Here is a 14677-nt window from a genome sequence, read left to right on the forward strand (position 1 = left end):
AGTAGACAAAAATAGCAGTATTTCCCGAAGGAGTTTTTTCGCCTTTTAGCCAATAAACTGGTAACAAATGGAAAATCCACCCGAACGGAGTGATGGGATGAGCAAGAACAAGGGAAAAAGCAAGGCAAAAAAGGCGAAAAGCAAATCCGTCGTACCGGCCAGTGTGGTCAGGGTGAGCGGCCGGTTGGCCAATATCTTGGATCACGTCAAACAGGCCCTTTATCACGAGCCGTTAACCTATGAAGAGTTGTACCGGCGTGTCCGGGAAAAACTGCCCTTGGTGGACCCGGACAAACTGGAGCGGGATCTTAAGCGCTGCCTGGGCAACAACGTTTCCTTTTATTTCAAAAACAACCGGTGGCAGATGGACAAGACCGGCAGCCCCGGCAACGATCCCTTTTATCAATACTTGATGACCCTCGGGTATCCGGTGACTTTTCGCGAATTGAGGGCACTGGCCGAGGAAAACGGGTATGGGGAGATACCCGTCCGGGAACAGGATTTTGCTTATGACGGTCGTTTCATCCGGTTGAAAAACGGCAAATGGGGCCTTACTTACTGGCAAGTCTCCCTGGAAGTCTCCCTGCAGGACTTGCAGCAAGTGGTGCGCCTGCTGCAGCGGTGCGAGTACCCGTTAGATTCAGAGCGGATCGCCAGGGAGGTCTTCGGCATCGGCGTCACCGACACGAACCTGGAGCAGGCATTACACAAGGACCAGCGTTTCCTGGAAGTGGCCCCGGGACTCTGGTACTTAAAGAGCAAAATCGATGCCTTAATTGCCGACATCACGGCACCGGACGAGTTTTCCTTTATCCGGCAAGCGGAAATCAGCGCCCTGCAGGAAGCGGAACTGATGCTGATTATCGAAGAAGCCGATGCTTCCAAGCGGGAGTATATCGTTTCCTCCTGGGACTTGGAGAAAGGCGTCCTCCGGCTGAGCAAGCGGCTGGCGGAGCTGTTTGAACCCATTGACCAGATTGCCTATTTAAAGGTAAAAACCGGCAACGGGGAATTGGGCGTTTGGTTTCTTAAAGAACAGCGCTGCCTGGCGGGACTGCGGCCCTGGTTTGAAGAATACGGCCTGGAACCGGGCAGCAAAGTGGAAGTGAGCCGGGACGACGATCCCGGGTATATCAAGTTAAAAGCCAGCGGCGAACGAGAAGCGGAAGTCTTCGCCGAAGGCCTGCGGGTCAAGAAACTGGTGAAATTGAAAAAGGAATGCGCCGTCGCCGCCCCTTCTTTGGAAGAAGTGGTGACGGAAATACTGCAGCTTTACCCGGATGGGTTGGACATGCCCACCCTGTCCACCCTGGTGATGCTGATCCAGGGTGCGCCGGAGGAAGAGTTGTCGGAGTTGCTGGACCAATACCCCTATTACGAGCGGGACAAGCATGGGATCTGGTCCTGCAACGTGCCCATGCGGCAAGCTTACCACCAGTGGCAAAAGGAAAGAGAAGAGTTCCGGCGGCAAATCGCCACCGCCACGGAAGACTACCAGGCCTTGCTGGAGGCCAAGACCACTTTGGAAGAAGAACTGGCATACCTGCAGGATCACCACCGCCAGGAAGAGGCCCTGTTCCAGGCGAAAATTGAAGAACTGTCGGCGGCCAATGAGCACCTGGCGTTGGAAAACAGCCGCCTGAAAAACGAGTGTAGCCTGCTGGAGGCCCGGCAGAAAGAATTACTGGAGCACGTGGAGCACCAGGGGAGCCAGCTGGTGGCTTTAAGGGCGGAGAAAAACAAGCTGAAAGTGAAACTGGAACAGCTGGAAAACCGGGCCATGCAGCTCCAAAGCACCCTGAACCAGCTGATGGAGGACGCTCACCAGGAAGTGGAACGCCTCAAGCGGGAACTGGCGGAGAAGACCCACCAAATGGACAGCCTGCAGTATGCCAACAAGGAACTCCAGAAGAACCTGGCGCGGCTCCACGAAGAACGCCGGCAGATGAAGCGCCAGATTTCTTCCTGGCCCATCAGGATTGCCATGTTCTTAACCGGGTTAGTGGAACGGCGGCGCACCATTGGCGGTTAATACCAGTTGATGCTTCCAAGGACCGGCTTGGAAGCTTTTTTGTCACTTTTTATTTGATAGTCTGGCGGGAAGCCGTCAAATTGACAGGAATTTTGAGCTTATTGTAGAATATATAAATACTTAAAAACTTTTTCGCCCTGAAACGTTATTACTGGGTTCCGGCGAAACAGGGCATTCGGGACGAAAGAGGGAAACAATTAATCGCAAAATTCAGAAGTTTGCTAATTCTCAAAGAAAGGAGATGATGGGTCAAACCAGCCGGATCGCACCAGCCCAGAGCAATTCAAATTGCGGAGGTGGAAGCAAGCATGGAATTGGATGACCTGCTTAGAAGCAGAGGCATGAATAGAAGGGAGTTCATCAAACTGCTGACGGCGGCGGCCGTGGCCATGGGCTTCTCCGCGACGGACGTGCCGGCCATGGCCCAGGCTATTGAAGAAGGGGTGAAGAAAACCCCGGTAATCTGGATGAAAGGGCAGTTGTGCACCGGCTGCACCTGTTCTTCCATTTCCACCCTGGACCCCGGTCCTGCTGAGGTGGTCCTGGACCTGCTCTCCTTCCGGTACAACCCCACCATAATGGCTGCGGCGGGACACCAGGCCCAGCAAGCCATGGAGGACACCATCAAAGAAGGTGGCTACCTTTTAGTGATGGAGGGCGCCGTGCCCACGGCTGATGACCGGTTTGTGGTGTCCGGGGGCAAACCCGTGCGGGAAAAGCTGCTGGAGGCCTCTGCCAATGCTGTCGCCGTAGTGGCGGTCGGGGCTTGCGCCAGTTTCGGCGGGATCCCGGCGGCGGGGCCTACGGGAGCGGTAGGAGTCGACAAGATCGTTACCGGTAAGCCCGTCATCAACCTGCCCGGCTGCCCGGTGAACCCGAGATGGCTGTACGGTACGGTGATGTACTACCTCATGTACCAGGAGCTTCCCGAACTGGACGCTTATAATCGCCCCAAGATGTTCTACGGCAAGCTGCTCCATGACAACTGCCCGCGCCGCGGCCGCTTTGAGCGCGGCGAATTCCTGACCGATTGGAACAGCGATGAGCAAAAAGACTGGTGCCTGCTTTTGATGGGCTGCAAGGGGCCTAAAACCTACACCGATTGCCCGCAGGGACTGTGGAATGACGGGGTAAACTTCTGCATTAATGCCGGGTCCCCCTGCTCAGGCTGTACCCAGCCGGAATTCTATGCCGCCGGTTTTGGTGACACCCGGGCCGGCTTCTCGCCCTTGTACGCGAGACAGAATTCCTTTGCTTTACCCGGCTTGGGCGGCATTGAAGCCACCAAGGTGGGCAAGGTGATGGCCGGGGTGACGGCCGCCGGTATCGGTCTCCACTTGGCGGCGCGCACCGTGAGCGGCAGCAAGCACAAGAGCGGGGGTCACAGTGAATAATGGCGCAGAAAATAGTGATCGATCCCGTAACCAGGATTGAAGGCCATCTGAAAATTGAAGTGGTGGTGGAAAACGGCCAGGTGACCGATGCCTGGGTGGTGGGTACCGCCGCCAGGGGTTTTGAAATCTTGCTGCGAGGAAAAGACCCGCGGGATGCCACTTATGTGACGGAAAGAGTGTGCGGTGTCTGTGCCGGGCCCCACGGCTGGGCTTCTTCCATGGCCGTGGAGACAGCCCATGGGGCAACCTTGCCCGAAGCAGCCCGGGTCATCAGGAACCTCATTATCGGGGCCATGTGGCTCCACAACCATCCCTTGCATTTTTACCACCTGTCGGCCCTGGATTACCTGGATGTCATGGCCGTGGCCGAGTACCGGGGCAATGACAAGCAGCTGTTGGAAGTCAGGGACAAGATCCTGGCGCTGGTGAAAGCGGGGGATACGGCTCCCTTGACACCGCGCTACGAGCCCGATGAATACTGCATCAGGGATCCGGAAACCGTGATCACGTGCGTGGCTCATTACCTGAAGGCGTTGGAAATACAGGCCAAGGCCAGGAAGCTCTCCGCTGTCTTCGGCGGCAAGCAGCCCCACCAGTCCAGTATTGTGGCCGGCGGGGTTACGATCAAGCCCAACCCGCAGCAGATACTGAAATACAAATCCATGCTGAAAGAACTGGTTAAATTCATGCGGGAAGTCTATGTACCGGACGTGGTTGCCCTGGGCACCGGCCCCCTGCTGCCGCTGGCCCAAGCGGGACTGGGTGGGGGCAACGGGAATTACCTGTCCTACGGCGTGTTCCCCCTGGGGGACGGCAACCACTTGTTTAAGCCCGGCGTCGTTTTCAACGGTCAGCTCAACAACGTGCAGCCCTTGGACCAGGGCAGGATCACGGAAGACGTCAAGCATTCCTGGCTCAAGGACGAGGCAGCCGGGCACCCCTCCGCCATGACGACGGAGTTTGATCTAGACAAGGCGGGGGCTTACAGCTTCCTGAAAGCACCGCGGTATGAGGGCCAAATCATGGAAGTTGGTCCCCTGGCCCGGATGCTCGTCCACCAGCCCCCGGCTTTCATGGAGTTCATAGAGAAGTATCAGATCAAGCCCGGTGCCGTGGCGCGGCATGCGGCCAGGGCCTTTGAAATCCTGATGCTCTGCGACGCCATGGAGGAATGGATCGATGAACTGCCGTACCTCTTAGCCGGTAAAGATGCCCGGATTCACGATACCGACCACTGGAACCCGCCCAAATCGGGCAGTGGGTACGGGCTGCTGGATGCACCGCGGGGCGCCTTGGGCCACTGGATTGAGATCGAAGATTACAAGATCAAGAATTACCAGATGGTGGTGCCTACTACCTGGAATTTCTCGCCCAGGGATGAAAAGGGCAACCGGGGACCGGCGGAAACGGCTTTACTCGGAGTTCCCGTGCCGGATCCGGACAATCCCATCAACATTGTCAGGGTGGTACGTTCCTACGATCCTTGCCTGTCTTGCGCGGTTCACCTGATCGAAGCCGACAGAGAGCAAGTCCGGCAATTCAAGATTTGCTGAGGTGGTGACGGCATGAGCAGTCAGGAACAATTTCACTGGCCCCAACGATTAGCCCACTTAATCAACCTGATCGCCATTGTCCTCTTGATCTTTACCGGTTTTTACATCTACTATCCCTTTGCGGCCGGGTTGATGGGGGCGGCTCGTTATTTCCATTATATTGCGGCCTTTGTGCTGATCCTGAATATGGTCTGGCGGGTCTACTATGCCTTTTTCGGCAAATACCGGGATTACTATGAATACAAACCGGAACTGGGCAAGATCCTGCGCGTGGTCAAGTATTACTGCTTTATGGGGGAAGCCCCGGCTGCCAGGGGCAGGTACAATGCCCTGCAAAAACTGGCTTACCTGAGCATTCCCTTTCTGGTCATGTACCAGGCCTGTACCGGTATGGCCCTGGCCATGCCGGACCGGCTGGCCGGGTTCATCGAAGCCCTGGGAGGCATGGCCAACGTGCGAGCCCTGCATTATTTTGGGACTTGGCTCTTTATCTGCTTTGTCCTAATCCATCTCTACATGGTGTTTTCGGAAAAACCTTACCAGGTGATGGTGATGTTCCTGGGTAAGGAACCAGGTCAACAAAAACCGTTGATGAAGCAGGCAGGTTCCCATGTGCAGCAAAAACAGTGAGGCAAACAAAATCCTTGTGTTAGGCGTAGGCAACGTCCTTTTGCAGGATGAAGGTTTCGGGGTACACCTGGTGCGGGAAATGGCCGCCATGGAATGGCCCCCGCAAGTAGAATTTATCGACGGGGGCACGGCCGGCATGGAACTGATCCACCTGTTTGAAGATGCTGCTTTGTTGATCGTGGTGGACAGCCTTAACGCCCAGGTGGAACCGGGGAGCGTTTTCAAATTTCAGGTGGGGGATGTGGCCGATTTGCCGAAGAAGATTAAAACATCTTTTCATGATATCGGGTTGCTGGAGGTCTTGCAGGTAGCCGGCATCCTCGGCTGCCTGCCGGAAACAATTATTTACGGCGTCCAGCCCAAGACCGTGGACTGGGGTTTGGAGCTGACGCCGGAACTGAGCGAGGTCAAAAGCAAGGTCATGTCTTTGATTGCGGAGGACATAGCCGCCAGGACCAGGTGAACATGGCCGGTTTTTTCGAGCCACGGCTTCAGCCGTGGCTCTTTGACGTTTAAAAACCAAAGCCCACCGGCGCCGGCGGGGCCGGTGGGCGGTACCGCTGTTTTATTGGGGCGTGACTACCCGGGCGTAAATCCAGGGCTCCACGGACTTAACCGCCGGGATGTGGATTTCCTGTCTTTGCTGTACTTCCGGGTGGATGTTGTACTGGGTTTTCCAGATATCGATGAGCCCGCCGGTGAATGTAAGTCCTTTTTCCAGGGTATGGGGGTCGCCGATGGCTTTGACGATGACCGGAAAGAGCAGTCTTTCCCCGTCGATGGTAATGTAAAAGGAAAAGGCGTCGCTGGCTTCCGCGATGCTGGTGCGAGCGGTGATGCGGTGATCATTGACGGAGATAGCCTCCGCCCCGGTGGCCCAGAGCTCATTCACCAGGTCCACCAGGTCGAGGAAATACAGGGGCGCATCACCGGTAATCGTGACCGTAATCCCCGGCCCGGTAACCGGGGTAATGCCGCTGACCAACCGCAATTTGTTGATGTCATCCGTCATGGTCTTCAAAGCGGAAGTTTCCTTCTCCGATTGAGCCAGCAGGTCCCGGTAGGCCGCATCCAGGTTTTGGATTTCTTCCTGCAGTACACGGTTTTTGTCGTCCAGGTTCTTCCAAACCGTAATAAGGTCTTCCTTACGCTGGGCGTCCAAAGCCGTCAGTACCTTTTGTTGGGTTTGAAACTGGGTAGAAAGCAAGAATCCGAGAACAATAAATACTAAAGTGAGGGAGATATACCAGCCTTTGTTTTTAATATTCATCGGTTTCCTCCTCCCCCTTGACTTCCTGCAAGTGACTGGCGGACAAACTACCCTTGTAAGTGGGGATGAGGATGTTTTCTTCCTGCACGATACTGACCGGGAAATCCCGGTTTTTCAGCCAGGGATAAGTTTGCCCGTTGGTCACGTGATACGTCAGGATTTCCGGATCGCCGATGGCCCTGATTTCATAGGGCGGGGCCAGGCGCATGGAATTGACCAGGATGACGGTGCCCACACAGCGGATATCACTGGGGGTAGTGATTCTCTGGTTGTTGATGGAGATGGCTTCGGCACCGCCGGCTTTTAAGTCGTTGACCAGGTAGAGCAGGTCCTTGTCATGGATAATATATTTATTAGGATCAAAAGTAAGGGGATCAGACGCCTTGGCGGCAGCAGCCATGGCTTCATTGTCGTCCAGGGTGACCACGATACCGGGGCCGCTCACCTGGGTGAGGCCGGTCATCCGGCGCAGCCATTCCAGCTCCGTTTGCAAGCCGGCCAGCTGGTCCACGTCATGGATCTGCCGCTCCCGGATCTGGTCATTCCTGTCCCTTTTCTGTTCAATGAGTTCTTCCAGGGTCAGGGTTTCCTCTTCCAGCCGGTTGATGATTTCAATCAAATCAGCGTTAGGGCTTTCCGCCGCCTCGCCGCGGTGGGCTTGATAGGTCATTATTAATGATATAAGGATAATACCAGCTGCCACTGATAGTACCGTCAACGCAAACTGCCATTTCCTGGACATTAAACTGTCCTCCCTTCATGTTTTTATTTTACTGGAATACACATGCCTTAGCAATAAAAAGGGGCGGGGGAGGAAGAACCATAAAAATTCTGTTCAGGTAAATTTTAATAGCTAAAGGAATTCCCCTGGCTTTCGTCGAAAATGGATATGCAAATCCTCTGACCTATCCCCTCCCATGCCCGTCAAGGTTGAATTAAGGGATTCTGGTAATTGCTTTTCCAAGGAATCTCTCCCAGAGGTGAAGCAGACTTGAATTTATTGCAAATCCTGCCCTCCTTTAATTTCATCGATCTCATTCGCGTGGCCGTGGACATAACAGTGGTGGCCTTTGTGCTCTACCGTTTTATTATGCTCATCCGCGGCACCAGGGCAGTCCAGCTGATCAAGGGATTGGCCATCCTTTTTGCTGCTTCCTTCCTGGCAGAGATCCTGGGGCTGACCACCATCGATTGGATCTTGGAACAGGTGCGGTTGGCTTTAGTGGTGGCCCTGCCCATCGTGTTCCAACCGGAGCTGAGGAGAGCTTTGGAACAGCTCGGACGCGGTAAGTTTTTTGCCCGTCCCTTGTCGTTTTTAGGTGAAGAAGATATGTCGCGGCTGATCAGTGAAGTGCTGCGGGCCACTCAAGTCCTGGTGAAATTGCAATACGGGGCTTTAATTGTCATCGAACGGGAAACGGGCATCAACGATTATATTGAAACGGGAGTAACCCTAGACAGTGTCGTCTCGGCTGAACTCCTGATCAATATCTTTGTCCCCAATACCCCCCTCCACGACGGGGCCGCCGTCATCCGGGGGGACCGGGTCGCTGCCGCCGGGTGTTTCCTGCCTTTAAGCGACAGCCCTTACCTGAGTAAACAATTAGGTACCCGGCACCGGGCTGCGCTGGGGATTTCCGAGAATTCCGACGCTATCGCCATTGTGGTTTCCGAGGAGACAGGCACCGTGTCCCTGGCCCAGGACGGGAAGCTGGTGCGGTTCCTGGATGAGAAAAAGCTGAGAGAAATGCTGGAAGAAGCACTGCTGATCAAACCTAATGCCCAAACAGGCTATTTCTGGCAAAAGAGGTGGTAGCGGATGTGGGAACATTTTAAGACAAACCTGCCTTACCGGATCATATCCATCTTGCTGGCCATCAGCCTGTGGGCGTGGGTGACCATGGCCCAGAACCCGGTGAAAGAAGCGGTGTACGAGATTCCGCTGGAAACCAAGAACCTGTCCAGCGATTTGATGGTGGCGGATAAGCCCTCCACCGTCACCGTGCGGGTGCAGGCCCGGCAATCGGTACTGGCCAACGTGACTTCCAGGGATTATCAAGCCTACGTTAATTTAAGCAATGCCCACATCGGCACGAATGTGGAACCGGTAGAAGTGAATACCCCCAGGGGCGTGGAGGTCATCCACACCAGTCCTTCCCAAGTCAATATTGTCATCGACCAGATCACCCAGGTGCAGCTGCCGGTGCGGCCCATCCTAACGGGAGAGGTGGCCACCGGCTATGCGGTGCTGGATCCCAGCATCAGCCCTACGGAAGTGCTGATTGACGGCCCGAAAAGCATTTTGGACCGCATCGCTGATGTGGTGGTCGACGTGTCCCTGAAGGGGCAGCGGGAGAGCTACCAGGAGCGGGTACCCATCAAAATCTTCGATGTGGACGGGAACCCCATCCAGGACTGGTTGAAAATCAAACCGGAGACGGTGGAAGTCTTTGTCCCTGTGATCCGGGAATTACCGGCGAAAAGATTGATCATCAAACCCGTCCTGGAAGGAGAATTGCCCAGTGGCTTGACCGTCAAGCAGGTAGTGGTGGAACCGGAGATGGTGCAGCTCTTCGGCCGGTGGGAGCTGTTGGAAAAACTCGATTACCTGTACACGCGGCCCGTTAGCCTGGAGGAGGTTACGGAAACGGCGATTCTGGATGCGGAGTTGGATGTCCCGGAGGGCACTTACTTGGGCATACCTTCCCGGGCCAAAGTCATTGTGGAAATTGCCTCGGACTGAACTAAATCCCTCTTTTTGGAGGGATTTTTTGTTAACTGGTCAAGAAAGCGATGATATACTATAATGAGCATTGGGTGGTTGGCATAAGTAATGATGATGGAGAGGTGATCGCATGGGAAAACTTTTTGGCACCGACGGAGTGCGAGGCGTGGCCAACCGGGACTTGAGCCCTGAATTGGCCTACCGTCTAGGCCGGGCCGGGGCTTACGTGCTGGCTTTACGAGATAAAAACCCAGCCGGGATCGTGATCGGCAAGGACACCCGCATTTCCGGGGATATGCTGGAAGCAGCGCTGGTGGCCGGCATTTGTTCCGTAGGGGTGGATGTCTATCGTTTAGGTGTCATGCCCACCCCCGGGGTGGCGTATCTGACCAAAGCCCTCAATAAGGCGGCGGGAGCCGTGATTTCTGCATCCCACAATCCCTTTGGAGACAACGGCATTAAATTCCTTGGACCCCAAGGTCTCAAACTGCCCGATGAAGTGGAGGCGGAAATTGAAGGGCTGGTGTTAAACAACCGGGAGCTGCCCTATCCTACCGGCGAGCGAATCGGCCGGGTATATGACGTGGGCAACAGCCGTGATCTCTACGGCGCATATGCTAAGAGCTTGTTTAAAGGCTCCCTCGAAGGACTGAGAATAGTGGTGGACTGCTCAAACGGGGCCGCTTCTGCCATTACCCCGCGGGTTTTAACGGAACTGGGGGCGGAAGTGGTGACCATTTTTGCCGAGCCTAACGGGGTTAATATTAACGAGGGCTGCGGTTCCACCCATCCGGAGACTCTGCAGCAAAGAGTAGTCGCGGAAAAAGCCCATCTCGGTCTAGCCCATGACGGTGATGCGGATCGCCTGCTGGCCGTGGATGAGAAGGGCAACCTGGTGGACGGGGACCAGATCATGGTCATCACCGCCTTGGCTCACAAGGCCCAGGGCAAGCTGGAGCAAAACAAAGTGGTAGTGACGGTGATGAGCAACCTGGGCTTGCACAAAGCCATGCAAAAGGCCGGCATCGAGGTTTTGGAAACCAAAGTAGGCGACCGGTATGTGCTGGAAAAGATGATGGAAACCGGGGCTGTCATCGGCGGGGAACAATCAGGCCATATCATTTATATCAAGCAGAATAACACGGGCGATGGCCTCATCACTGCCTTGAATCTGTTACAGGTGATGGTGGATACCCAAAAACCCCTATCGGAACTGGCGGCCCAAATGGAGCGTTACCCGCAGGTGCTGGTCAACGTAACCGTGGCTGACAAAGAAAAAGTGCTGCAATCGCAGCAAGTGCAGGACGCCGTCCAAGCAGCCAAGGCACAGCTGCAAGATCGGGGCCGGATCCTGGTGAGACCTTCCGGTACCGAACCCAAGATCAGGCTCATGGCGGAAGGCCCTGACGAAGAGGAACTGAAAAGCATTGTCGATGCACTGGCCAAGGTAGTTAAGGAGGCAGAATAGAACCCAAGCAGCCTGTCGTCGATCTGGAGGGCTAAAGATTGCCGCATCACTCGTTGCGAGATTCCGGCAAAGATCGACGACTGCTGTCCATTGCTATCGCAAGGACTCTCTGGGACATGTTGCAGCGCCGGGACCCTGCCCCGGCAGGGTTGACGAGGAAGGGGTTTATCGAACTTTTCGGCGGGTGCCCCTCGGCTGCCTACGGCCGTGAAAGCGGGACAAAACCGGGGAGCAATTCCCGGCACAAATCCCATCGGGTAGGAGGGAGTCCTTACGCTTCAATTCTCAGACGTAAGGAGATGGAAGATGACGATGACAAAGGAAACCATGGCAGCGGATAAAGGCGGCTATCCCCATTTCATGCTCAAGGAAATCATGGAACAGCCGGCAGTCGTGGAGCGGACACTGGCGGCCGCCGTCGCTTCGGTGGAAGAGGTCCAATGGCATGGGGACTTGGCCCGGTTGGACCTGGCCAAGTACGAGAAAGCTCTGGTGGTAGCCTGCGGCACCGCCTATCATGCCGGGCTGGTGGGAAAACACTTTATCGAAAAGACCGCCCGCATCCCGGTGCAGGCGGAGCTGGCGGCGGAGTTTCGCTATGCCGATCCTTTTGTGGATGAGGACACCCTGGTGCTGGTTATCAGCCAATCCGGCGAAACCGGGGATACCCTGGCCGCCATGCGGAAAGCAAAAGAGCAGGGCGGCACCATCCTGGCCATCACCAATGTGCCCGGCAGCACCATTGCCCGGGAAGCCCATTACGTGGTCAACACCGTGGCCGGGAAGGAAGTGGCCATCGCCTCCACTAAGGCTTACCTGGCCCAGATAGTCACTCTCTACCTCACCGGTGTGCAGCTTGCCACGGCCAAGGGAAGAATCACTCCTCAAGAAGGAGCCGGGTACCTTAGGGCTTTAGCCGGTATGCCCCGGATGCTGGCGGATATCCTAGCCATGCGGGAAGGATACCGGTCCGTGGCGGAGAGATTAGCTAAAAGCGCCCATGCCTTTTATTTAGGACGGGGCCTGGATGCGGCCGTCGCCATGGAAGGCTCTTTAAAACTGAAAGAGACCACCTATATCCACGCCGAAGCCTATTCCGCCGGGGAGTTCCGCCACGGGCCCATGGCCCTCATCGAAGAAGGCGTGCCGGCCATTGTGCTGGCCACCCAGCCGGAACTCGCGCAGCCCAATAAAGCCATTGTGGAAGAACTGAAATCCCGCGGGGCCTGGGTCATTGCCGTGACCATGGCCGGCGAGGAATCAGTCCCATCCCTGTGTGACGATGCCATCGTACTGCCGAAAACATTGCCGGAATTGGCTCCGGTGCTGGCGGTGGTGCCTCTCCAGCTGATCGCTTATTACACCGCTTGCGCCAAGGGCCTGGCAGTGGACACCCCCAGGAACCTGGTGAAGAGCGTTAAAGATGCCCACTAGCCTATCATTAGAGGGGATTTGGTGGCAGCAAGACAAGTCATTCATGGGTGAGAAAGGGATAAGGGCGCCTTTGCCGCCGCTTATCCCTTTGTCTTCTGTTTGAACTTGTTGGCAACCATCCGAGAAGCGGGCGCATCCGGTCGGGCCGTTACTGAATTGAACTGGTTTGCTGGCCTTACCAGCCGGGGGAATTGATGGTATCATTATACTGGCAGTGCATCCCAGGGAAAAATGGGAATAACCATCAAGTTGTGGGTTGAGAAGCGGCAGGACATTTCTTCCTGCTGCTGAATATTGACTGTAGCGCCGGGAGAAAGGAGCTGTGATGCCATGGCTGATGTGTTGTCCACCAAGTACACCTTTTATTACGAAGTGCCCATCCCGGAAAACCTGTTAAGAATGCTGGTACCGGGCGAGCAGGCCCTGTTTGCGGTGAAAACCATTCGCGATGCCGCCGTGTTCACGGATCGGAGGATCCTGATTGCCGATAAACAGGGCCTGACGGGGAAAAAGGTGGAGTATTGTACCATACCGTATAAATCAATTGTGGCCTTTTCCATAGAGACGGCAGGTACTTTTGATTTTGACAGCGAGATTAAGCTGACCCTGTCCGGGGGCATCAGAGTAGAATTACAGTTTATGAAAGGCAAGGACATGGACCGGTTGTTGTTCAAAGTGAATGAGACTATTGCCCGTTATATGCTGGGTTAGCCGGAAATGTCTATGGTGAAGCCTTGCGGTAAGATGGGTAGACACCGCGGTTTGGGCAGGATTTTAGTCAGGATGAAGAATTGGGTATATAAACCAGTGCCGGGGGATTGATTAAATGCGACCACCTAAGGTTTTGGACAATAAAAGATTTAGAGTTGTAGATGAGTTAAGAGCGGAGCTTGGTAAAGGCTCGAAGTTGTCCGTTATTTCCGCGTACTTCACTATCTATGCTTACGCAGAACTGAAAAAAGAGCTCAGCAAGATAGATGGCGTGAGGTTCATTTTTACCGAGCCGGCTTTTGTACCCAAGGACCATGAGTTCTTTAGAGAATATTACATAGTGCGCAATCCGGAAAAAAAATATCCGGCAATGAACCATAGGTCCAGACGCGGCAGCCTGAGATATATGATACCAGCAACCTATTACCGACTACATCAACATTAGATGAGTAGAAATGAGTTATGGGTAGCATGAACCAGCTTGTTCTCAAACCTGAGAAGAGCTCAGTATTGTTGTCGTAAAACGGTCAAGGGCGCAAAGCAGCATTTTGCTCCTGCTTTGGATGCTACGGCAGAGCAAGACTACCCCGTCAAGAGGTTGAGAAACGAAGGAAAACCATGATATTCTGCAACAACCCTTACGATACAAGGATATTCTCCTTAATCGAGGGGTTAACCAGATTTTACAAACATGCTCTACTTGGTAAATGCTGAGGGAGGTTCATGGAAGATTGCATGAGGCCGAAAATGGGCGCATCTGTCATAGAATGGGAAATGGTCCAAGGGGAGTGATATGATATGGGAAAAAGCTATGAGGAACTGATAAGGCTTTTAAAGCAGATATTCCAAATGGATCAGGCCGATCTGGATTTCGGCATTTACAGAATTATGAATTACAAACGACGGGAAATTGAAAGGTTTCTCACAGTTGATCTATTGCCTCAGGTACGTAACCAATTGGAAAACTACTATTCAGTCAAGCAAAAGAGTCTTAGGAAAGAACTAGATGACTTGAAGAAGACCCTAGATGAAACTGGAGTGGCTTACGAGAGCAGTAAGAAATATCTGGAGCTCAAGCGTGCTCTTGAATCCGGAATGGATCTGGAAAAAATTGAAGATGAGGTCTATTCTCACCTGACAGATTTCTTTAGCCGCTACTATAAGGATGGGGACTTTATTTCTCAACGCCGGTACAAGCAGGGAGTTTATGCCATACCGTACGCTGGTGAAGAAGTTAAACTTTACTGGGCTAATGCTGATCAGTATTACATTAAAACAACTGAGTATTTCAGGGATTATACCTTCATCCTTCCCAATGGCAGAAAAGTTCATTTTAAATTGAGCCTTTTGCAAAAACGCTAGTCCTTATAAATCAATGTACTGGATAACAAAGAAAAGGACTTCACCCCAAATTGGAGAATCTTTCAAGTAATGACACAAAAAAGAAACCCAAGGAGTGA

General features: G+C 54.0%; 13 protein-coding genes. 11 read left to right on the forward strand and 2 right to left on the reverse strand.

Translation table 11 applies throughout. The annotated features are described in order from the left end of the window. Window positions 1-97 precede the first annotated feature (97 nt). From GXX34_12445 to GXX34_12465, 5 genes are all read left to right on the forward strand, one after another. Window positions 98-2032, forward strand: a complete 1935-nt coding sequence (locus GXX34_12445) for a hypothetical protein (protein HHW08317.1) — start codon at window positions 98-100, stop codon at window positions 2030-2032. 308 nt (window positions 2033-2340) lie between these two features. Next, a complete protein-coding gene (locus tag GXX34_12450) occupies window positions 2341-3426 on the forward strand; it encodes a hydrogenase small subunit (GenBank protein ID HHW08318.1) in 1086 nt (361 codons plus the stop codon). Continuing rightward, window positions 3426-4979 carry a nickel-dependent hydrogenase large subunit gene (locus tag GXX34_12455; protein HHW08319.1) on the forward strand — a complete coding sequence of 518 codons (1554 nt, stop codon included), beginning with the start codon at window positions 3426-3428 and terminating at the stop codon, window positions 4977-4979. Before GXX34_12450 ends, GXX34_12455 begins: the two co-directional genes overlap by 1 nt. A gap of 12 nt (window positions 4980-4991) precedes the next feature. Beyond that, window positions 4992-5609, forward strand: coding sequence for a Ni/Fe-hydrogenase, b-type cytochrome subunit (locus tag GXX34_12460; protein HHW08320.1), 618 nt, complete (start codon window positions 4992-4994; stop codon window positions 5607-5609). Then, window positions 5590-6072 carry a hydrogenase maturation protease gene (locus tag GXX34_12465; protein ID HHW08321.1) on the forward strand — a complete coding sequence of 161 codons (483 nt, stop codon included), beginning with the start codon at window positions 5590-5592 and terminating at the stop codon, window positions 6070-6072. The genes GXX34_12460 and GXX34_12465 overlap by 20 nt, the downstream gene beginning before the upstream one ends. Window positions 6073-6174: 102 nt before the next feature. Here GXX34_12465 and GXX34_12470 read toward each other — a convergent pair whose 3' ends face one another. Both GXX34_12470 and GXX34_12475 read right to left on the reverse strand, forming a co-directional pair. Then, window positions 6175-6879, reverse strand: coding sequence for a DUF881 domain-containing protein (locus GXX34_12470; protein ID HHW08322.1), 705 nt, complete (start codon window positions 6877-6879; stop codon window positions 6175-6177). After that, window positions 6869-7621 carry a DUF881 domain-containing protein gene (locus GXX34_12475; protein ID HHW08323.1) on the reverse strand — a complete coding sequence of 251 codons (753 nt, stop codon included), beginning with the start codon at window positions 7619-7621 and terminating at the stop codon, window positions 6869-6871. The genes GXX34_12470 and GXX34_12475 overlap by 11 nt, the downstream gene beginning before the upstream one ends. A gap of 249 nt (window positions 7622-7870) precedes the next feature. Here GXX34_12475 and GXX34_12480 point away from each other — a divergent pair, with 249 nt between their 5' ends. The 6 genes from GXX34_12480 (at window position 7871) to GXX34_12505 (ending at window position 14579) form a co-directional block, all read left to right on the forward strand. Next, complete coding sequence (locus tag GXX34_12480; GenBank protein HHW08324.1) at window positions 7871-8695, forward strand: TIGR00159 family protein; 825 nt, start codon at window positions 7871-7873, stop codon at window positions 8693-8695. A 3-nt stretch (window positions 8696-8698) separates the two neighbouring features. Beyond that, complete coding sequence (locus tag GXX34_12485) at window positions 8699-9622, forward strand: hypothetical protein (protein HHW08325.1); 924 nt, start codon at window positions 8699-8701, stop codon at window positions 9620-9622. A 112-nt stretch (window positions 9623-9734) separates the two neighbouring features. Beyond that, a complete protein-coding gene (locus tag GXX34_12490) occupies window positions 9735-11072 on the forward strand; it encodes a phosphoglucosamine mutase (protein HHW08326.1) in 1338 nt (445 codons plus the stop codon). Between the two features lie 306 nt (window positions 11073-11378). Then, the gene (locus GXX34_12495; GenBank protein HHW08327.1) at window positions 11379-12506 is read left to right on the forward strand and encodes an isomerizing glutamine--fructose-6-phosphate transaminase; all 1128 of its coding nucleotides are present in this window, start codon (window positions 11379-11381) and stop codon (window positions 12504-12506) included. 330 nt (window positions 12507-12836) lie between these two features. Beyond that, window positions 12837-13217 (forward strand): PH domain-containing protein, encoded by a 381-nt coding sequence (locus GXX34_12500; protein ID HHW08328.1) that lies wholly within the window; start codon window positions 12837-12839, stop codon window positions 13215-13217. Window positions 13218-14015: 798 nt separating this feature from the next. Next, on the forward strand, window positions 14016-14579 hold the full coding sequence (locus GXX34_12505; GenBank protein HHW08329.1) for a hypothetical protein: 564 nt from the start codon (window positions 14016-14018) through the stop codon (window positions 14577-14579). The last annotated feature ends 98 nt before the right edge of the window (window positions 14580-14677 follow it).

The sequence above is a fragment of the Clostridia bacterium genome (assembly GCA_012840125.1).
In the GTDB taxonomy this organism is placed as follows: domain Bacteria; phylum Bacillota; class DULZ01; order DULZ01; family DULZ01; genus DULZ01.